The sequence below is a fragment of the Streptococcus sp. KHUD_012 genome (assembly GCF_052588255.1).
Map to the genome: position 1 here is coordinate 898,048 of NZ_CP159355.1, position 19,841 is coordinate 917,888.

At 40.0% G+C, this 19,841-nt stretch carries 18 protein-coding genes; 11 read left to right on the top strand and 7 right to left on the bottom strand.

Annotated elements, in window-relative coordinates; all coding sequences use genetic code 11:
* The first annotated feature begins 80 nt into the window (after positions 1 to 80).
* On the top strand, positions 81 to 1,010 hold the full coding sequence (locus ABVF55_RS04305) for a peptidase U32 family protein (protein WP_320909887.1): 930 nt from the start codon (positions 81 to 83) through the stop codon (positions 1,008 to 1,010).
* A gap of 94 nt (positions 1,011 to 1,104) precedes the next feature.
* Positions 1,105 to 2,391, top strand: a complete 1,287-nt coding sequence (locus ABVF55_RS04310) for a peptidase U32 family protein (protein WP_003002878.1) — start codon at positions 1,105 to 1,107, stop codon at positions 2,389 to 2,391.
* A 182-nt stretch (positions 2,392 to 2,573) separates the two neighbouring features.
* On the opposite strand, the gene ABVF55_RS04315 is transcribed toward ABVF55_RS04310, so the two are convergent.
* Positions 2,574 to 3,944: an MFS transporter gene (locus ABVF55_RS04315; RefSeq protein WP_223141706.1), complete on the bottom strand. Its 1,371-nt coding sequence runs from the start codon at positions 3,942 to 3,944 to the stop codon at positions 2,574 to 2,576.
* A gap of 268 nt (positions 3,945 to 4,212) precedes the next feature.
* Between ABVF55_RS04315 and ABVF55_RS04320 the strand changes: the two genes are divergently transcribed.
* Positions 4,213 to 4,542, top strand: a complete 330-nt coding sequence (locus ABVF55_RS04320; RefSeq protein WP_037607991.1) for a winged helix-turn-helix transcriptional regulator — start codon at positions 4,213 to 4,215, stop codon at positions 4,540 to 4,542.
* Between the two features lie 215 nt (positions 4,543 to 4,757).
* On the opposite strand, the gene ABVF55_RS04325 is transcribed toward ABVF55_RS04320, so the two are convergent.
* On the bottom strand, positions 4,758 to 5,090 hold the full coding sequence (locus ABVF55_RS04325) for a hypothetical protein (protein ID WP_320909889.1): 333 nt from the start codon (positions 5,088 to 5,090) through the stop codon (positions 4,758 to 4,760).
* Positions 5,091 to 5,180: 90 nt separating this feature from the next.
* On the opposite strand from ABVF55_RS04325, the gene ABVF55_RS04330 reads away from it, so the two are divergent.
* The 3 genes from ABVF55_RS04330 (at position 5,181) to ABVF55_RS04340 (ending at position 7,445) form a co-directional block, all read left to right on the top strand.
* Positions 5,181 to 5,393: a YdbC family protein gene (locus ABVF55_RS04330; RefSeq protein ID WP_003002541.1), complete on the top strand. Its 213-nt coding sequence runs from the start codon at positions 5,181 to 5,183 to the stop codon at positions 5,391 to 5,393.
* Positions 5,394 to 5,558: 165 nt separating this feature from the next.
* Entirely contained in the window at positions 5,559 to 6,701 is a 1,143-nt protein-coding gene (locus ABVF55_RS04335) for a 5-methyltetrahydropteroyltriglutamate--homocysteine S-methyltransferase (RefSeq protein ID WP_320909890.1), read from the top strand.
* A 12-nt stretch (positions 6,702 to 6,713) separates the two neighbouring features.
* Positions 6,714 to 7,445 (top strand): cyclase family protein, encoded by a 732-nt coding sequence (locus tag ABVF55_RS04340; protein ID WP_003015569.1) that lies wholly within the window; start codon positions 6,714 to 6,716, stop codon positions 7,443 to 7,445.
* A gap of 346 nt (positions 7,446 to 7,791) precedes the next feature.
* Here ABVF55_RS04340 and ABVF55_RS04345 read toward each other — a convergent pair whose 3' ends face one another.
* Positions 7,792 to 9,417, bottom strand: a complete 1,626-nt coding sequence (locus tag ABVF55_RS04345) for a Gamma-glutamyltranspeptidase (protein ID WP_320909891.1) — start codon at positions 9,415 to 9,417, stop codon at positions 7,792 to 7,794.
* A 306-nt stretch (positions 9,418 to 9,723) separates the two neighbouring features.
* A complete protein-coding gene (gorA, locus tag ABVF55_RS04350; RefSeq protein WP_320909892.1) occupies positions 9,724 to 11,073 on the bottom strand; it encodes a glutathione-disulfide reductase in 1,350 nt (449 codons plus the stop codon).
* A gap of 179 nt (positions 11,074 to 11,252) precedes the next feature.
* Between gorA and ABVF55_RS04355 the strand changes: the two genes are divergently transcribed.
* The 4 genes from ABVF55_RS04355 (at position 11,253) to lysS (ending at position 16,175) form a co-directional block, all read left to right on the top strand.
* Entirely contained in the window at positions 11,253 to 12,410 is a 1,158-nt protein-coding gene (locus ABVF55_RS04355; RefSeq protein WP_445285592.1) for an efflux RND transporter periplasmic adaptor subunit, read from the top strand.
* Positions 12,394 to 13,089, top strand: coding sequence for an ABC transporter ATP-binding protein (locus ABVF55_RS04360; protein WP_445285593.1), 696 nt, complete (start codon positions 12,394 to 12,396; stop codon positions 13,087 to 13,089). The genes ABVF55_RS04355 and ABVF55_RS04360 overlap by 17 nt, the downstream gene beginning before the upstream one ends.
* Positions 13,089 to 14,426 (top strand): ABC transporter permease, encoded by a 1,338-nt coding sequence (locus ABVF55_RS04365; protein ID WP_445285594.1) that lies wholly within the window; start codon positions 13,089 to 13,091, stop codon positions 14,424 to 14,426. The genes ABVF55_RS04360 and ABVF55_RS04365 overlap by 1 nt, the downstream gene beginning before the upstream one ends.
* 258 nt (positions 14,427 to 14,684) lie before the next feature.
* Positions 14,685 to 16,175, top strand: a complete 1,491-nt coding sequence (gene lysS / locus ABVF55_RS04370; RefSeq protein WP_070665415.1) for a lysine--tRNA ligase — start codon at positions 14,685 to 14,687, stop codon at positions 16,173 to 16,175.
* A gap of 37 nt (positions 16,176 to 16,212) precedes the next feature.
* Here the strand turns inward: lysS and ABVF55_RS04375 are convergent, their stop codons facing one another.
* From ABVF55_RS04375 to ABVF55_RS04385, 3 genes are all read right to left on the bottom strand, one after another.
* The gene (locus ABVF55_RS04375; RefSeq protein ID WP_445285595.1) at positions 16,213 to 16,836 is read right to left on the bottom strand and encodes a histidine phosphatase family protein; all 624 of its coding nucleotides are present in this window, start codon (positions 16,834 to 16,836) and stop codon (positions 16,213 to 16,215) included.
* Positions 16,837 to 16,858: 22 nt separating this feature from the next.
* Entirely contained in the window at positions 16,859 to 17,332 is a 474-nt protein-coding gene (locus ABVF55_RS04380; RefSeq protein ID WP_118396693.1) for an aminoacyl-tRNA deacylase, read from the bottom strand.
* Between the two features lie 132 nt (positions 17,333 to 17,464).
* Positions 17,465 to 18,340 carry a GH25 family lysozyme gene (locus ABVF55_RS04385; protein ID WP_049497418.1) on the bottom strand — a complete coding sequence of 292 codons (876 nt, stop codon included), beginning with the start codon at positions 18,338 to 18,340 and terminating at the stop codon, positions 17,465 to 17,467.
* A gap of 250 nt (positions 18,341 to 18,590) precedes the next feature.
* Here ABVF55_RS04385 and ftsW point away from each other — a divergent pair, with 250 nt between their 5' ends.
* Positions 18,591 to 19,832: a cell division peptidoglycan polymerase FtsW gene (ftsW, locus tag ABVF55_RS04390; protein WP_049523474.1), complete on the top strand. Its 1,242-nt coding sequence runs from the start codon at positions 18,591 to 18,593 to the stop codon at positions 19,830 to 19,832.
* Positions 19,833 to 19,841: the final 9 nt, after the last annotated feature.

The window sequence follows — 19,841 nt, forward strand, 5'->3', positions numbered from 1 at the left end:
TAAATGTTACAAAAATGTTACAAATTTTACAAAATAAATAAATTTTTCTAGAATATCGGAATTTTTGTTATAATGGTTTTATGAAAAATATTATGATTACAGCAACAGCAGAGAGTGTTGAGCAAGCACAAGCCCTGATTGATACAGGGGTTGACCGAATCTATGTCGGTGAAAAAGATTACGGATTACGATTGCCTCAAACTTTAAGCCATGACGAAATAAATCGAATTGCCCAATTAGTCCATGCTGCTGGCAAAGAATTGACAGTGGCTGTAAATGCACTCATGCACCAATCGATGATGGATTCAATCAAGCCTTTCTTAGATTTTCTAAAGGAAATTCAGGCTGATTATATTACTGTCGGAGATGCGGGCGTTTTTTATGTCTTGAAACGAGATGGCTATCCATTCAAAACGATTTACGATGCATCAACCATGGTCACTTCTAGCCGCCAGATCAATTTCTGGGGAAAACAAGCAGGAGCTTCTGAGGCTGTTTTGGCTCGTGAGATTCCATCTGCCGAATTATTCGTAATGGCTGAGAATCTTCAGATTCCAGCAGAAGTATTGGTTTACGGTGCTAGCATTATTCACCATTCAAAACGACCTCTTCTTCAGAACTATTACAACTTCATCAAGACAGAGGACTCTGTGACCAAAGATCGCGATCTGTTCTTAGCAGAACCAGGAGATCCAAATTCTCACTATTCGGTCTACGAAGACAAACATGGAACCCATATCTTCTCAAATAATGACTTGAATATGATGACCAAATTGTCTGAGTTGGTAGAACATGGCTTTGATCATTGGAAACTCGATGGTGTCTACTGTCCGGGTGAAAACTTTGTCAAGATTACAGAGTACTTTGTCAAGGCCCGTGATTTGATTCAAAAAGGAACATTTACACAGGATCAAGCCTATCTGTTTGATGAAGAAATCCGCAAATTGCATCCAGCCAATCGTGGTTTGGATACTGGTTTCTATGATTATGAACCAGATCGTGTAAAATAATAAAAAACTAAGGCTTCTTCGTTTGAGAGTTTTCCTTTTTCAGGGAACGAAGAGGCTATTCATTATATCGACAATCTTGTAAATTGGAGAAAACATGACAAATACAAAAAAACGTCCAGAGGTTTTGGTACCTGCTGGAACATTAGAAAAACTAAAAGTTGCCGTTAATTATGGGGCAGACGCTGTGTTCGTTGGTGGACAAGCCTATGGTTTGCGTAGCCGTGCCGGAAACTTCACCATGGATGAGCTTCGTGAAGGAATTGAATATGCTCATGCACGTGGAGTTGATGTACACGTCGCTTCCAACATGGTAACTCATGAAGGAAATGAACAAGGGGCTGGAGAATGGTTCCGTGAATTGCGGGATATGGGCCTTGACGCCGTGATCGTATCAGACCCGGCCTTGATTGAAATCTGTGCAACTTATGCACCTGGACTCAATATTCACTTGTCTACGCAAGCTTCTGCAACCAATGTGGAGACTTTCCATTTTTGGAAAGAATATGGCTTGACCCGTGTCGTCTTGGCCCGCGAGGTATCCATGGAAGAGTTGGCAGAGATTCGTAAGCGTACCGATCTTGAGATCGAAGCCTTCGTTCATGGAGCGATGTGTATTTCCTACTCCGGACGTTGTACCCTTTCTAACCACATGTCTGACCGGGATGCCAACCGTGGTGGCTGTTCTCAATCTTGCCGTTGGAAATACGACCTTTACGACATGCCATTCGGCCAAGAACGTAAGAGTATCAAAGGGCAAGTCCCAGAAGAATACTCTATGTCAGCCGTTGACATGTGTATGATCGAGAATATTCCAGACATGATTGACAATGGGGTTGATAGCTTGAAGATTGAAGGCCGAATGAAATCTGTCCATTACGTATCAACAGTTGCCAACTGTTACAAGGCTGCTTGCGATGCTTATATGGAAAGTCCAGAAGCCTTTTATGCCATCAAGGATGATTTGATCAATGAATTGTGGAAAGTTGCTCAACGTGAATTGGCAACTGGATTCTACTACCAAACACCGACTGAAAATGAACAATTGTTTGGGGCACGTCGTAAGATTCCTCAATACAAATTTGTAGGAGAAGTAGTAGACTTTGATCCATCTACCATGACCGCGACGATTCGTCAACGGAATGTGATCAATGAAGGGGACCAAGTGGAATTCTACGGACCAGGCTTCCGACATTTTGAATGCCAGATCCAAGACTTACATGATAAGGATGGAGTGAAGATTGATCGCGCACCAAATCCGATGGAACTTCTCACGATCACTGTCCCACAAGAAGTGAAACCGGGAGATATGATCCGTTCTTGTCAAGAAGGTTTGATCAATCTCTACTCAAAAGATGGCGCAAGTAAAACTGTTCGAGTATAACAAAAAAAGAGAGGGTTAAACCTCTCTCAGAATGTAGACAAATCCTATCAGGAAAAGAAAAACTTCTCCTATAGAGTTTGGTTACCATATAGTGAAAACTCTTTGAATGCCTACATAATAGCATTTGTAAGAGTTTTTTTTCTGTATAATCAACTTTTAAATTGAATGCATTCTGTTTAGTTTTATTCTTTTCCATAAAGGTAACGACTAGCAATTAACCAAGTAGCAATATACATTATCACGTTAACCAAAAATGCGACAACGATAACCATATTCCAATTATGGGATAAATTAGTAGTTAGAATCCCCATAATTGTTGTACCAAAAAGTCCACCAATCTGTTTGTTAGCGTTTAGAGTAGCACCAGCAATTCCAGATAATTCTTGACCAGCAGCTTCCATAAGAATGGTAGTAGTCGCTGGAGTTAACACTCCGATACCTAGACTCATTAAAGAAAATAAAGGGATTAGGATGTATAGTTGAATTTCATGAAAAAGGACTCCAATTCCATAAATTCCTGCTGCTCCTACAATGGCAAAAATAATTGAGACAGTAGCGAGGCTTCCCACGGAAAATCGTTTTACAGCACGTGCGTAAAATAAATTACCAATAATTAAGACAATCATTCCTGGTAGAATGAGGAGTCCAGAAACCATTGAGGAGAAGTTTAAATAAGTTTGAAAATAAAGTCCTAGCACCAAAACAATACCATATAATGAAATGTTAACTACTAAACCTAACAGATTAGAGACAATAAACTTAGCATTTTTTAATAGTTGGTGGGGAACAATAGGTGCTTTACTTTTTTTATCGTGGACTACTAAACCAATAGTAAATAATATAAACAGGAGAAGAAACAATAAAAGATTTAGGTTACTATAGCCATATTGATTCCCTTCAACAAGGTAAATAACTAGACTTCCGATAGTTGCAACAAGAAAGATATTACTGAAAATGTCAATTCTAGTCTTTGGATTGGCAATATTGTTTTTCACAAGAAGTAATATTGAAATTACTGTCAAAATTCCCAATGGAATATTGATTAAGAAAATACCCCTCCATCCGAAGTAGTTAATAATTAGTCCACCAATAAAAGAACCAGTACCGGTTGCAACAGAAATAATTGCTGTCCAAATTCCTAACATACGTGCTCTTTTAGTAGAATCAGGGTATGAAATGAATAAAAGTGCTAATGAACTAGGCATAAACAAAGAAGCACCGAAACCTTGAACGAATCTAAGTATGATTAATGTTTCAATATTTGGTGAAAAAGAGCACCCAAATGAGGCAAGTGTAAAAATTGTCATTCCAAATAATAAAATTCGTTTAGCACCATATTTTGTTGTTAGATTTCCTGAAAGTAGGAGTAAAGAGCCTAAAGCTAGTGTATAGGCGTTAATAATCCAAATGGATTGCTCTAATGAGACGCTCATAGCTGTTTCAATATGGGGAACAGCAAGAACCACTCCGGTTGTATCTAGGACCGCCATAATGTATCCTAGTGAAAGAATAAAAAGTAGATAAGCTGGCGCTTTTGTATTTGTTTTTTTCATCAAGCTTCCTCCGTTATTTCATCAAACCAATTTTCATTTATCAATCAAAAGCAATATATTTAACTTTCTGAAAACATTTTACTTGAGTATATCCAGTGCCAAAGTATCTTCCATCAGCGCAACCGAGAATATCTTTGATACGGTCAAACTTAGTTATAATATCCATAGTAATTTCCCCTTTCAAATGATATAATTAGCTTATCATGTAATTATTTCTGAAACAAGAAGGGAAAAAAAGTATAGTAACTATCAAAAAAGGAGGAAACGAATGGAGACTTGCATGAAGCAATCTTTGAAAAAATCAATTTGTCCAGCAAGAAGGGTCTTGAATTTACTAAAAGGTAAATTTACTCTTGAGATCTTATCTGAAATTATTGATGGTAATATACATTATAGTAGTCTTTTGCGTAGTGTAGAAGGTATTAATCCTAGAATATTAGCTCAACGGTTACATGATTTCGAGCAAGAAGGTATTTTATCAAGAAAAGTTTTACCGACATCGCCTCCACAGGTTGAATATAAAATGACAAAAAAAGGTATTGCTCTAAGAAGTATCGTTGAAGAAATGAAAAAATGGGAGCAAACTTATGGTGATTAGAGATTAGATTGAATTTACGTAATTTATTACTAATATTTTTCTATAAATAGATAATGTAATTACGAAAGATTTGGTAACCTTTTTAATCAAGGCAACGTCAATACTAGTAGTATGTACTGGAATTTTTTTGATACTCTAATAAATATAGAAATGAGATTGAAAGTAATAAAAACAAACGCCAAAAAAGACGTTTGTCTTCAATATAAAAGAGAGGGTTAAACCTCTCCTTTTTGTTGGGCGATGCGAATATTATTGGGGACCAAACTGATTTTCTGGATCTCAGAAATCCGAATAATCGTGGACATACTCTTTTTAAAATTTTTCACGATCAGTTGTCGGCGTTCTTGGTCATACTTGACAATGTCGCCTGTAAAACTCTTGTTTGAAAAAATAACATGTACCCCTTGTTTTTTTCGCAATGCTTGTTGAATGATTGCAATAATTCTCTCATCTTCTAATGGGGCAGGGGTACTGACTTTTCCATTGAAAAATTCATTTGCTCGGTCTTTAACGATCTCGAGAAATTTTTTCATAGCTAAATTCTCCATAACTTGATACAATATATTATAGATAATTTCAACGATTTTGTAAATGATTTACGAATAATAGAGATGAGAAGGCAAGAAAGGAGTCGTAAAATGGCAGAATTTTCATTCCAAATCGAAGAACATCTACTGGTCTTGTCAGAAAATGACAAGGGTTGGACCAAGGAATTGAACCGTGTAAGTTTTAACGGTGCTCCAGCTAAGTATGATATCCGGACCTGGAGTCCCGACCATACAAAGATGGGGAAAGGCATTACACTCACGAACGAAGAGTTTCAAGTTATGCTTGATGCATTTAAAAATTAAAATAAAAAGGAGGTCCTTCAAGGACTTCTTTTTTTGTTATAGTCTAAGGCTATATAGATGTCAAAGATATTAGATTATCTCAAACCCTTGTTTATCAAATGTTAGACTGCTATAATGGTTGCATTGATGAATTAATGTAAAACTTATAGGAAAGAGGGATTCATATTGACACATACACATGCACCTTATCGCATAGACCATGTTGGTTCATTTCTTCGTCCAGCCGCTTTGGTTCAGGCTCGTGAAGATTTCGCAGCTGGAAAAATCAGTCAGGCTGACTTAACAAAAGTAGAAAATCGGGCGATTCGTGACTTAGTTGAAAAAGAAATTGCTGCTGGTCTGAAGTCAGTAACGGATGGAGAATTCCGCCGTGCTTATTGGCATTTGGATTTCTTCTGGGGTTTTGGTGGCATTGATCACGTCCAAGCTGCACAAGGCTATCAATTCCATGATGAAACGACCAAGGCGGACTCGGCACTTGTCATTGGAAAAATTACAGGAGCCAATCATCCATTTGTAGAGCATTACAAGTTCTTGCGTGATCTTGTAGCAGATGTAGATGGTGTAGAACCTAAATATACCATTCCAGCGCCTGCGCAATTCTATTTTGAATTGATCCGTGATGCAGAACATGTAGAGCAATTGAATACCATCTATCCTGATTTTGCGGCTGTTCGTGAAGACATCAAGCAAGCCTATCTTCAAGTGATTCAAGATTTGTATGATGCAGGACTTCGGACACTTCAGGTAGATGATTGCACGTGGGGTGTCTTGGTAGACGATAATTTCTTGACGGCTTGGGGTGCAGCTCAAGGCAAGTCAAAAGATGAGGTTCGCCGGGAACTCGCTGATCTCTTCTTGACCTTTAACAACGATGTCTACCAAAATGTTCCAGCTGGTTTGACCGTCAATACACACGTTTGTCGTGGGAACTTCCATTCCACCTGGGCTTCATCAGGTGGCTATGCACCGATTGCCAAAGAACTCCTTGGAGAAGAAGCGGTCAATGCGTACTTCCTTGAGTTTGACACCGATCGTGCTGGTGGTTTTGAACCACTTGCAGAAGTGACCCCTGGAAAAGGAGTGGTGTTAGGCCTCTTGACATCTAAGAGTGGTCAACTGGAGAACAAGGATGAAGTCATCGCTCGTATTAAAGAAGCAAGTCAGTATGTACCGTTGGAAAATCTTTACCTGTCTACTCAGTGTGGCTTTGCTTCGACAGAAGAAGGAAACATTTTGACAGAAGAAGACCAATGGAAAAAAATCGGTTTGATTAAGGAAATTGTCGCTGAAGTTTGGGGCGAATAAGGAGGAAGAAACATGTCAGATTTACTAAGTATTTATAAAGAATTGCAAGCTAAAAAATGGGTGGACTTGAGTCACCAGATCAATGCGGAAAGTCCACACTTCCCAGCCCTTCCTGCATTGCAACAAGAAGATCTTTTTACATTAAAAGATGGTTTCCATGTTCAAAAATTTACAGTGGTTGGTCAATACGGAACGCATATTGATGCACCGATTCACTTTGTAGAAGGTGGTCGTTGGTTGGATGAGATTGACCTCAAAGATCTCCTCTTGCCACTCTATGTTATCGACAAGTCTAAAGAAGTTGCAGCCAATCCAAACTTTATCTTGAGCAAACAAGATATCTTAGACTTTGAGGCAGAGCATGGACAAATTGCTGAGGGTGCTTTTGTTGCCTTCCGTAGTGATTGGTCAAAACGTTGGCCAGATCAAGATGCTATGCGCAATCTTGATGAAAATGGGGTTCAACAAAGTCCAGGATGGAGCCGTGAAGCCTTGGAATTCTTGATTCATGAACGCCATGTCAAGGCTGTGGGTCATGAAACCTTTGATACCGATGCAGGTATTCCAGCAGCAGAGCATGGTTTGGTCAATGAATACTACCTCTTGGAACAAAATATCTACCAAGTTGAAGTCTTGAACCAATTGGACCAAGTTCCAGCTGTAGGTGCTTTGATTTCGATTGCTTTCCCTCACTGGGACAAGGCAACTGGTTCACCTGTCCGTGCCATTGCCATCTTACCATAAACAAAGAAAAAAGCTTGAAGACAGACGTCACTTTTGGACGTTTGTCTTTTTGTATTTTCGAAACTATTTTCGTTACCATCTGATATTCCATCTAAAAACCTGATTTAGAGAAAATAAAAAGGGATATTTGTTAATTATTTTGTCAATGTTTTGAGATGTAGACGTACCGGTGTAAGCCAAATTTTTATAGGGCTTACGACAAAGAAAAGACCCTAGAATCTTATATTCTAGGGTCTTTTTATCAATCAGAGAGAGCTAAAAGTTTCTCTCTTTGTTAGTTGAACTATTTGTTAAGATGCATTGAAAATCTATTTCGTTAGAAAATTGACTATTTTTAATGAATAAATTATTGACGAGTCAATTTCCGTTTGATTCCAACAGCACCTACTAAGACAAGAATTCCAGAGAAGACGAGTCCAGAAGCCACAACTTCACCTGTATTTGGAAGAAGTGTTTTGCGACCTCCCCCATTGTTTCCACCATTTGAACCTGGCGCACTTGGTGTCGTTGTAGTACCAGAATGATCAGGTTTATTTGGATTTTCTGTTGTAGATGAAGAAGTCTTAGGTTCTACAGTTGTAGTCGTAGTGGTTGTTGTGTCTTCCTCACTACCATTGTGGTTTTCTGGTTCTTCTGGTGTTGTAGTTGGAGTATTCTTAGGTTCATCGGTAGTCGTTACTGTGGTCTTAGGCTCCTCAGTTGTAGTTGAAGTAGTCTTAGGTTCATCAGTTGTAGTTGAAGTAGTCTTAGGTTCAACAGTAGTTGTTACCGTAGTAGTTGTGGTAGTCGGCTCTTGAGTCGTAGTAGTTGTGGTAGTAGGCTCTTGAGTCGTAGTGGTTGTGGTAGTAGGCTCTTGAGTCGTAGTAGTTGTGGTAGTCGGTTCTTGAGTCGTAGTAGTTGTAGTTGTAGGCTCTTGAGTTGTAGTTGTTGTAGAGGTTGTAGTGGTAGTTGTTGTAGAGGTTGTTGTAGTGGTTGATGTCATATCGCCGTCCACTCCACCGTTTGCATTAATATTTGCAACAGATGCATTTACTTCCTTTGCAACAACGGCTTGCTCACCTTTAACGTGATACCAAACCTTAGTATTGTTTAAGAAATTCTTTTGATTTTCATTCTCTACTTTAGTCTGGTAAAAGATCAGGACACCAGTCTTATTAATTTCACTTTGAGGAATCGTAACTGTAATTTTTCCTGCAGCATCAACTGTGAATGTTGATCCAGGAAAGGCTGCTAAGAAATCGTCGATAGCAGTTGAGCCACCGTAATATCCTGGTTTGTTACCTGTAGTAGTAATACTAAAACTATCTTTTACAAGTGAATGACCACCTTGGATGTCATCTTCAACACGAACATCACCATCTACATCTAAGTTCATTGCATTAATGGTTAGTGTCCAAAGAATATGTTCAGGATCATTCGCGTGCATATCACCCGCTTTGAGATAGAATGGAGCGCTGTTAACACCAGTAGCCATTTTCTTAACGTTTAATTCTACTTTTCTAGCTCCACTAATAATAGTGAATTTTCCAACATGCTCCTTATCGGTTGCTGTATCATTATGACCCTCAATCTCAAACTCACCCCAACCGCGAATGTTTTGAAGGTTTTTGATAGCTTCATTGAAAGTAACTGTCGCAGATCCATCTGTAATGACCATGTCTCCAACGTAAGTTCCGTCAATACTTAGTGGAATAGTCTTTTTAAATCCTACCCCAAAGACTGTTCCAGAACTAGTCCAATTAACTTTTAATGTATCCCCCGGTTGAATCTTTTGTGCATGCTCATCAAATGTAAACTTAACAGTTGTTTGTCCACCATCTGTGATTTCTTCTGATGAAACAGTAAGTGAGCTAATATTGTTGCTGACATCGCCAGCTTTTACCATATCAGATTGCGATAATACGATGAATAATAATGGTAAAAATACAATAAAGAAGACTTTGACAAGTCTACTTAGATTCATTTTTTTCATTTTCTTCTCCCATTTTTCTCCAATATTTACATCAATTTGTATGTTGTTGCCAAAAACTTACAAAATTGAGAAATTTTTATAGGTGTCTTTTAAGACGACATTAATAAAAGTGCACCCCCCACTAGTCTATTTTCAAAAAAGACATCTACAAAGTGAATTATATCACAAATTAGTAAGATTTTAACAATAAAAATATTTTATCTATGAAATTTTAAGGATTTTATAAAAATCAGATAAATGAAAAAGGACTATTGTTTGTTAAAATAGTCCTTTTAGCTTAAAGTGGAACAACTTCAAGCTTATGTTTTATCTCATCGTCACAAATTCTTCGGATCCGGTTGGGTGAATGGCGACAGTTGCATCGAAATCGGCTTTTGTCGCTCCCATCTTGATAGCAACTGCAAATCCTTGGATCATTTCATCGACTCCGTAGCCAAGACCATGAAGGCCAACGACCCTTTCTTCGGGACCAGCAGTGATGAGTTTGAATTTTGCTTGCTGGCGGTGTTGGGTAACAGCAGTGTACATAGAAGCAAATTGAGAAGTATAGACTTTGATATTCTCTTTACCATAAGTTTGCTGGGCTTTTTCCTCCGTTAAACCAACAGTTCCGATAGCGGGGTGAGAAAAGACAACGGTCGGGATGTTTGTATAATCCATTTTGGCATTGACTTTTCCATTGAATAGTCGTTCAGAAAGAGTGCGTCCAGCTTTAATAGCGACAGGAGTCAACTCTTTTTCTCCTGTGACATCCCCAAGAGCATAGATGCCTGGTACAACAGTGTTTTGGTAATCATCCACTGCGATAAAGCCCTTTTCATTTAAAGTAACACCTGCAGCTTCTAGATTGAGATCTTGGACGTTTGGTTTGCGTCCTGTTGCCCAGATAACATGATCTGCCACGTGGCTGGTCATATCCTCAAAATAAATCTTCACACGACCATCTTCTAATTTTTCAAGCTTCATGGGAACCTTATGTTTGTGAAGCGGAAGGTTTTGTTTTTCCATTTCTTCCATTAAGCCATCGACAATGTAGGAATCAAAACTACGTAAAACCCGATCTTTTCGGATGAAGAGGTCTGTTTGGACTCCTAAATGGTGAAGCACACCGGCTAGTTCCACTGCGATGTAGCCAGCTCCAATAATGGCAACAGATGTAGGGAGTTCTTCCCAAGCAAAGACATCGTCAGAAGTTTCGCCAAATTCGGCTCCAGGAACAGAAGGTATAAAAGGATGGGCACCGGTCGCAATTACGATATGCTTGGCCTTAATGGTTTCTCCATTTACCTCAACCGTATGAGCATCCACAAAACGGGCACGTCCTTCAATTCGTTCAACCCCATTGCGTTTGAAACTGCCATCATAGGAATTACGGGAACGGTCAATATAGGCTTCGCGATTTTTTCTTAAGGTTGCAAAATCAAATTTTGTCTGTTCAGAAGTAAATCCATAGTCTGGTCCATAATCGCGAATAGCTTCTGCAATTTGTGCACCATACCACATGATTTTTTTAGGCACACATCCTCTGTTGACACAGGTGCCCCCCAATTGTTTTTCTTCAATGACGGCAGCGCGAGCTCCGTGCTCCCCAGCCCGGTTCATCGTAGCGATTCCTCCACTACCTCCACCGATTGAAATAATATCAAATTCTTTCATGTTTTCCTCCTAAATGGGATTTCAGTTTGATTGTAATATCAACTGTTACAAAAGTCAAGGGTTTAGCATGTTACCAAGCATTTAAATTTCATTTTGCCGTATCAATTTTAGATAGAAAAGTAAGGAAATATGGTATACTATGGTATAGAATAAAACGCTTTCTTTGATGGAGAAAAACGATGAAGAAATTGAAAAAATGGCAACTATTTACAGCTGCAGGTGCAGCAATTGTGGTGATTGGAACAGGAAGTGTGATGATGTTTTCGCACCCAAGTACTCCTGATCAAGCAATCACGAAAGAAACTCCAATGGTGCAAACGGTCAAGGATGGATCGATCGCTTCTTCAGTCTTGTTAACTGGGAAAGTCACTGCCAACCAGGAACAGTATGTCTATTTTGATGGAACCAAAGGGGATTTGCAGTCGATTTTGGTCAATGTAGGAGATCAAGTGACGGCCGGTCAGCCAATTGTTCAGTATAGTAGTACAGAGGCCCAAACCGCTTATGATGCAGCCGTTCGTGCTGTCAATAAGGCAGATCGTCAGTTAAATGACTTACTGACAAATGGTGTGACCATTGATACGACAGGCGATGAAGAAGCAGATGCCAAATCAGCTTCGCAGACCCAGCGAACAGTCGATTCTCAAGCTAGCGATTTACGAGATGCTAAGTCGGATGCGGTCGATAATATGAACAAGGCTAAGGCACTTCTGGATGCGACGACAGTCAAGAGTAATACAGATGGCACTGTCGTTGAAGTCAATAAAGATGTTTCAAAATCGACTACAGGGACCAACCAAACTCTGGTTCACATTGTGAGCAACGGAAATTTACAAGTCAAAGGGGAATTATCTGAATACAATTTGGCCAATATCTCTGAAGGTCAGGAAGTGGTTCTCACTTCCAAAGTTTATCCGGATAAAACCTGGACAGGAAAGATTTCTTATGTAGCGAATTATCCGACTGACGCGGGTCAAGCAGGTGCAAATGCAGCAGGTGGAACACAAGGAAGCGGTGGTGCTAAATACCCGTTCACAGTAGATATTACGAGTGACATTGGAGAACTCAAACAAGGTTTTTCTGTTAATATTGAGGTCAAAAGTTCCACTCAACATCCACTTGTTCCAGTAACAAGTGTCATGGCTGATGGAGAGACAAGCTATGTATGGACAGTTGAAAATGGTAAGGCCAAGAAAGTAACAGTGACTCTTGGAAATGCCGATGCAGAAAACCAGGAAATCTTGTCAGGCTTGAAGAAAGATGCCCAAGTTATTGTGAATCCTAATGAGAAACTGGAAGATGGAAAAGAGATCGGAAAATATGACAAAATTGATTGAACTAAAAGGAATCAATAAAACTTATAAAAATGGAGATCAGGAACTTCGTGTCTTAAAAGACATCGATTTAGAAGTCGAAGAGGGCGAGTTTGTGGCTATTATGGGCCCATCTGGCTCAGGAAAATCAACCTTGATGAACGTCATTGGCTTGTTGGACAGGCCGACCAGTGGAGAGTATTTCCTAGAAGGCCAGGAAGTCGGAAATCTCAGTGAGAAAAAATTAGCGCGTGTTCGAAATGAACAGATCGGTTTTGTCTTTCAACAATTCTTTCTTCTCTCCAAGCTCAATGCCTTTCAAAATGTAGAACTCCCTCTCATTTATGCAGGTGTCCATCCTGCTAAACGCAAGGAATTAGCTGAGCAGTATCTTGAAAAGGTGGAGCTCCATTCGCGTATGCACCATTTGCCTTCAGAGCTCTCAGGGGGTCAAAAACAGCGGGTGGCAATTGCTCGAGCCCTGGTTAATCAGCCAGCCATCGTCTTGGCAGATGAGCCAACTGGTGCCCTAGATACTACGACGGGAGAGCAAATAATGGACTTGTTAACCAAGCTGAACCAAGAAGGAAAAACCATTATTATGGTTACCCACGAACCAGAAATTGCAGCTTTTGCCAAGCGTCGGATCGTTATTCGTGATGGGGAGATCTCCTCAGATAGCAAGCTGGAAAGGAGGGCCTAATGCAAAATTGGAAATTTGCGATTAGCTCGATTATGAGCCATAAATTACGGTCTTTCTTGACCATGGTGGGGATCATTATTGGGGTCGCTTCTGTGGTTGTGATCATGGCACTGGGAGATGGTATGAAAGCTGGTGTTACCAAAACCTTCACCAAAGATCAAGAGTATGTACAAATCTCCTATTCTCCAAATAAGAGTGGTTATGTGACAGGAATCAATATTGGTCCTTCTGACGATATGGGCGAGGGCGGTGGAGAAGGCGGCCCTGCGGCTGAAGACCGAGGGATGGCTGCTCCATCGGATATCGATGGGGAGAATGCAGAAGATATTGACGGTCAAGTTCAAGAAACACCGCCAGTGGTGCAAGAATCCTGGGTCAAGGAATTAACCAAGATTCAAGGAATCGATGGCTATTATGTAGGCAATACCTCCAATGCAACCATTGCTTTTCAAAAGAAAAAAGCAGACGGAGTGAACATCCAAGGGGTAAATGAGACCTATTTTTCTGTTAAAAAGGTTGAGCTCTTATCTGGACGAAAATTAACTCCTTCAGATTATAGTAATTTTTCACGGGTTATCCTCCTTGATGAAGGGTTGGCTCAACAATTATTTGGAACGGAAAATCCACTGAATCAGGTGGTCTCTGTTGGGAACAACAATTATCGCGTCGTTGGAATTTTCAAGGATCCAAATGCGGGGACAGCTCTTTACGGAGCTTCTTCAGGTGGCAGTGCCCTAATGGCCAATACCCAGCTAGCTTCTGAATTTGGAACAGACGAGATTCAGAACATCGTTGTTCACGTTCCAAATGTGAAAGAAATCAAATCTGTTGGGATCGAAGCTGCTCAAAAGCTAACAGAGCTTTCAGGTGTTCGCCAAGGGGAATTCCAAATCTTTAATTTGGATAGCATCCTAGAGGAAACCAATAAAGTAGTAGGAATTATGACGACAGTAATTGGGGCTATTGCAGGGATTTCCCTCTTGGTTGGTGGGATTGGAGTCATGAATATCATGTTGGTTTCTGTCACTGAGCGGACGAGAGAAATTGGTCTTCGCAAAGCATTGGGAGCAACTCGGGGTAAGATTCTGGTTCAATTTTTGATAGAATCTATGGTCTTGACCATCATTGGAGGGCTGATTGGTCTTGGCCTTGCTTATGGTGTGAATAGCTTAATTACTTCCTTTGCTGCAGCCTCCTTAGAAGGACCACCAATTATTTCCTTAAATGTCGCAATCGGCAGTATTATTTTTTCTGCTTTTGTAGGTATTCTCTTTGGGATTTTACCAGCAAATAAGGCTTCTAAGTTAAATCCTATCGAAGCACTGCGTTATGAATAAAAAATAGGAGCGAGTCAGGGTGAATGGTGCAAGATTCACCACGCTCCTTTTTTGTACTTTTGTCGAACCCTTTTCAATCATATTGCCTTATATAGGTTAAACTGATTGAGCAGTCAACGACGGTCTTCTGATGTTTATGAGTATTCATTCAAGAAGCTGCATTTTTTCTTCCATCTTATTTTTGTTTAATTGGTAAATATTAGTGAATTTCTGGTCTAAATATGATAGAATAGGGGAGAATAACTTAGGAGGTTCCAAATGACTACTGAACATATGGAAGAATTGAATGACCAGCAGATTGTCCGTCGTGAGAAAATGGCGGCCCTTCGTGAACAAGGAATCGATCCATTTGGAAAGCGATTCGAACGTACTGCAAATTCAGGTCAATTAAAAGAAAAATATTCAGAATTAGATAAAGAACAACTCCACGACTTGAACGAAACAGCTATTATTGCAGGTCGTCTCGTAACCAAACGTGGGAAAGGGAAGGTTGGCTTTGCCCATCTTCAAGACCGTGAAGGTCAAATTCAGATCTACGTTCGTAAGGATGCTGTTGGAGAAGAAAACTACGAAATCTTCAAAAAAGCAGACCTTGGTGATTTCCTTGGAGTTGAAGGGGAAATCATGCGCACAGACATGGGTGAACTTTCGATTAAAGCAACTCATATCACTCACTTGTCAAAAGCCCTTCGTCCTTTGCCTGAAAAATTCCACGGACTTTCAGACGTTGAAACCATCTATCGTAAACGTTATTTGGATTTGATTTCAAACCGTGAAAGCTTTGAACGCTTTGTAACTCGTTCAAAAATCATCTCTGAAATCCGTCGTTATTTAGATGGTCAAGGATTCCTTGAAGTGGAAACACCAGTGCTTCACAATGAAGCTGGGGGTGCAGCTGCCAAACCATTTATCACTCACCACAATGCGCAAAACATTGACATGGTGCTTCGTATCGCGACTGAGCTTCACTTGAAACGTTTGATTGTAGGTGGGATGGAACGCGTCTATGAAATTGGACGGATCTTCCGTAACGAGGGAATGGATGCTACTCACAACCCTGAATTCACTTCGATCGAAGTCTACCAAGCTTACGCTGACTTCCACGATATCATGGACTTAACAGAAGGCATTATCCAACATGCTGCGAAAGCGGTCCATGGTGATGGTCCAATTGACTATCAAGGAACAGAAATCAAAATCAACGAACCATTCAAACGGGTTCACATGGTTGATGCGATCAAAGAAATCACAGGTGTTGACTTCTGGAAAGACATGACCTTTGAAGAAGCTGTAGCACTGGCAAACGAAAAACATGTACCAGTTGAAAAACACTACACAGAAGTGGGACAAATTATCAATGCCTTCTTCGAAGAATTCGTTGAAGAAACCTTGACACAACCAACTTTTGTTTACGGTCACCCAGTAGCAGTATCTCCATTGGCTAAGAAAAATCCAGAAGATCCACGCTTCACTGACCGTTTCGAACTCTTTATCATGACCAAAGAGTATGCCAATGCCTTCACGGAATTGAATGATCCAATCGATCAATTGCAACGGTTTGAAGCGCAAGCGCGTGCCAAAGAATTGGGAGATGACGAGGCTACAGGCATCGACTATGACTATGTTGAAGCCCTTGAATATGGTATGCCACCAACAGGTGGACTTGGAATTGGTATTGACCGTCTCGTTATGTTGTTGACCAATGTAACAACGATTCGCGACGTCCTTCTCTTCCCAACTATGAAATAAGCTAAAAGAAAACACTGATCGCAAGATCAGTGTTTTTTTAGTCCTCTAAATAAGAGGTGTCGTTCCATGTATCTAAGTGATAGTGCTCAAAATCATCTGTTGTCAAAATCGTCACGCTGGCATTATCTAGTCCACCATTTTTGCGGAGTTCTCCTATTTCATAGCCGAGCAAGGTTCGAATAGAAGCTGTCAAATTAGCTCCGTGTCCAACAATGAGAACGGTATCGAGCTCTTTTCCTTTCAGACTTTTTACAAAATCACAGGTACGTTTGGTTGTTTCATAAACAGATTCTGCATCAAAGATTTCATTTTGAAAGCGAGCTAGGTTATGGCGAAAGGCATCCATTTGTTGGGGATAGATAGCTGAAATAGTAGAAATTTTAGCTCCTTCCAATTTTCCCAAATTCCACTCACGAAGAGCAGGCGTTGCTTGCAATTCTAGAGGTGTCTCCAATTGATTGAGGATGATCTGTGCGGTATGGACTGTTCGTGGCAGATCACTTGCAAAGGCTGCATCAAAAGGAACAGTAGCTAGGTGCTTTCCTAATTTTTCAAGCTGATGAATAGAGGCCGGTAACAGCGGAGAATCGCCATTTGATCCCTGAAAACGTCCTTCTTCATTCCATTCTGTCCGTCCGTGTCGAATAAAATATAGTTTCACAATCTTGTCTCCTTCTCTGTCGTTATTCCAAAATATCTGCAAAAGTCGCTTGTACGAAGTCTGCTAGAAGTTGTGGTTTGATTTGAATACTATGGCCGATTTCCCCAGCAGATACGATCATGCTCTCTAACTGAAGGGCCGATTCATCGATAAAAATAGGGTAAGGATGCTTTTGACGAATGCCCACCGGATTATTGGCCCCATGAATATAACCTGTGGTTTTTTCGAGATCCTTTTGAGGAATCATAGCCACTTTCTTATTTCCCGATAATTTGGCCAATTTTTTCTCTGAAAGATGCTCCGTAATAGGAATGATCCCAATCACGGGCCCCGTTTTATCTCCTTTGAGAGCTAGGGTTTTGAAAATAGTAGAGCGATCAATCCCTTCTGGTAAGATCCCTTCTAAAGCGTTGATTTGTAGGCCTACGTGCTCAATTTTTGCTTTTGTCAAGATCTGCTCGACCAAGGTTTTTTTTACTTTATTTTTTTTTGCCATGGCTTTCTCCTTTTCTCTACAAAATCAGATTTCATTAGACCATTATAACATATAATAGCGGCAATATTGCCTTCTCCTGAAAAATAGAAAACAGCAGAAAAAGTGAAAGCCACTTGATCTGCTGTTTTAAGGCTATGAGGAAGAGTTATCTTTTTGTACCTTGAAAAGTTTCCGATAAATCGCTTCTTGGTCTTGCGTCGGAGCAATTTGGTTGAGATCCAAGTAGTGTGAGAATCCATTTAATTGCCCTTGAGAGGTATATTGATGCAAGTCGTATTCCGTGTTGGTATCTGGCGCGGCATTATAGTAGCCATCATCAAATCCATAAGTAGGAATCCAAAGAGCCGTAAATTTATCAGTGGAGATACTATGTTCTTCCATGAAGTAAGTTCCGATATAGAGTCCAATATTTTTTGCACCCAAAGCTTGTAGTTTTGCTCGGAAAGCTTCAACACCTGCGTTCATATCCTTCATAGTTTTTTCCTCAACGTCTAACCAATAGTAGGTCGGTTTGTAAGGAGAAGCAGCCTTGTAAAATTCCTCTGCTTCTTTTTCCATTTCTTTTTTATCCTTAGCCGCGACATAAGCATAAACTGCGACAGGGATATTTCGTTTTTGGAATTCTTGGATATGGGTTTTAAAAGATTTATCCAGACCATTTAAGTAGGTTGCTGCATTTTCCTTTTTCGCTTGAGCCCCACTATGGACACGAACGATCACACCTCCCACATTTTGGGAGAGGACATCGTAATCAATTTCACTGGGCAATTGCCAGCCTGAGATATCAATGATCGGGCGGCCAACCAGTTCTGGATTGATGTCTTCTTCTTTTTTAGAAGAAGAGCTTGCAGTAGTTGTTTTTCGAGGTGTATTGGAGTTCGGAATGGTTTTGGTTGTTTCTTGTCGCTCTCTGGCTTGTAGATCGGCAATCGTTCGTGAGAGAACGAGAAAAGAAATGATACCGATAAAAAAGACCAAGAGAACAACGGGTTTTATCCTTTTTCTCATACAGAAACATTTTACCGTAAAAAAAACGAAAAGGCAAAACTTAATGCTTAAAAGATGCTGATTTCAGCCATTATTTTCAAAAAAAAAAGGAATCTTTTCATCGAAAAAGGATAAAAATATATGAAAATAAGAAGAATGATTAGAATATTTCTTGAAAATGGGGAAGAAGCCGAATCTTTTCTGGCCTTTCCTTGGTTTTGCTTCTTAAAAATGATATAATGAAGGTTGAATATTAGGAATATGGTGAATTATGAAAATTGAAAAAAGACATCTTTTAAATTATTCCATCCTCATTCCCTATTTGATTTTATCCATCATTGGCTTGATTGTTGTCTATTCGACAACAAGTGCCTTGGCAATTCAAAGTGGAGTGAGTTCGATTCGGATGGTCCGGACACAGGGGCTCTTTTTTATCCTAAGTCTCCTAACCATCGCCTTGATTTATAAATTTAGCCTAAACTTCCTTCGAAATAAAAAAGTGCTGGCTTTTGTCATTTTTATTGAAGTGATTTTGTTGATTCTGTCTAGGTTTATCACAGATACCGTCAATGGAGCTCACGGTTGGTTGACGATTCCTGGAGGGTTTAGTATCCAGCCGGCAGAATACCTCAAGGTGATCTTAGTCTGGTATCTAGCCTTGATCTTTTCTAAACGACAAGACGAGATACGCGATTATGATTATCAAGCCTTGACCCACAATGAATGGATTCCAAGGAATTTAAACGATTGGCGTTGGCTGACCTTGATTCTGATTGGAATCGTTGTGATTATGCCGGACTTGGGAAATGCGACGATCTTGGCCTTAACGGTCTTGATCATGATTACGGCTAGTGGAGTGGGCTACCGTTGGTTTACCTCTTTACTTGGTTTAGTTGTTGGAGTATCGTCCATTGTCCTTGGTTCAATTTGGATTATCGGTGTGGACCGTGTCGCTAAAATTCCAGTCTTTGGTTATGTAGCCAAACGCTTTAGTGCCTTCTTTAACCCCTTTAATGATTTGTCTGGCGCAGGTCACCAATTAGCTAATTCCTACTATGCCATGAGTAACGGTGGTTGGTTTGGCTTGGGGCTAGGAAATTCCATTGAAAAACAAGGTTACTTACCAGAAGCGCACACAGACTTTGTGTTTGCGATTGTGATTGAAGAATTAGGTTTTGTTGGAGCTAGTTTGATCCTTGCTCTCTTATTCTTCTTAATTCTTCGGATCATTTTAGTCGGTATTCGAGCAAAGAATCCTTTTAATTCGATGATGGCCATTGGGATCGGTGGGATGATCTTAGTGCAAACCTTCATTAACATCGGAGGAATTTCTGGTTTGATTCCGTCTACAGGAGTGACCTTCCCCTTCTTATCCCAAGGGGGAAATAGCTTATGGGTCTTATCCGTAGCGATTGCTTTCGTTTTGAATATCGACGCTAGTGAAAAACGGGCCAAGATGGAACAAGAAGGCATGGTTTTTGAAGAAAAAGGTAAAATCAAACCTTATTATTAAAAGGGAATT

Bases quoted from the DNA above. Each gene is read 5' to 3' on its own strand.
- ABVF55_RS04305 (WP_320909887.1), top strand. From the start codon at position 81: ATGAAAAATATTATGATTACAGCAACAGCAGAGAGTGTTGAGCAAGCA.
- ABVF55_RS04310 (WP_003002878.1), top strand. From the start codon at position 1,105: ATGACAAATACAAAAAAACGTCCAGAGGTTTTGGTACCTGCTGGAACA.
- ABVF55_RS04315 (WP_223141706.1), bottom strand. From the start codon at position 3,944: ATGAAAAAAACAAATACAAAAGCGCCAGCTTATCTACTTTTTATTCTT.
- ABVF55_RS04320 (WP_037607991.1), top strand. From the start codon at position 4,213: ATGGAGACTTGCATGAAGCAATCTTTGAAAAAATCAATTTGTCCAGCA.
- ABVF55_RS04325 (WP_320909889.1), bottom strand. From the start codon at position 5,090: ATGGAGAATTTAGCTATGAAAAAATTTCTCGAGATCGTTAAAGACCGA.
- ABVF55_RS04330 (WP_003002541.1), top strand. From the start codon at position 5,181: ATGGCAGAATTTTCATTCCAAATCGAAGAACATCTACTGGTCTTGTCA.
- ABVF55_RS04340 (WP_003015569.1), top strand. From the start codon at position 6,714: ATGTCAGATTTACTAAGTATTTATAAAGAATTGCAAGCTAAAAAATGG.
- ABVF55_RS04345 (WP_320909891.1), bottom strand. From the start codon at position 9,417: ATGAAAAAAATGAATCTAAGTAGACTTGTCAAAGTCTTCTTTATTGTA.
- gorA (WP_320909892.1), bottom strand. From the start codon at position 11,073: ATGAAAGAATTTGATATTATTTCAATCGGTGGAGGTAGTGGAGGAATC.
- ABVF55_RS04355 (WP_445285592.1), top strand. From the start codon at position 11,253: ATGAAGAAATTGAAAAAATGGCAACTATTTACAGCTGCAGGTGCAGCA.
- ABVF55_RS04360 (WP_445285593.1), top strand. From the start codon at position 12,394: ATGACAAAATTGATTGAACTAAAAGGAATCAATAAAACTTATAAAAAT.
- ABVF55_RS04365 (WP_445285594.1), top strand. From the start codon at position 13,089: ATGCAAAATTGGAAATTTGCGATTAGCTCGATTATGAGCCATAAATTA.
- lysS (WP_070665415.1), top strand. From the start codon at position 14,685: ATGACTACTGAACATATGGAAGAATTGAATGACCAGCAGATTGTCCGT.
- ABVF55_RS04380 (WP_118396693.1), bottom strand. From the start codon at position 17,332: ATGGCAAAAAAAAATAAAGTAAAAAAAACCTTGGTCGAGCAGATCTTG.
- ABVF55_RS04385 (WP_049497418.1), bottom strand. From the start codon at position 18,340: ATGAGAAAAAGGATAAAACCCGTTGTTCTCTTGGTCTTTTTTATCGGT.
- ftsW (WP_049523474.1), top strand. From the start codon at position 18,591: ATGAAAATTGAAAAAAGACATCTTTTAAATTATTCCATCCTCATTCCC.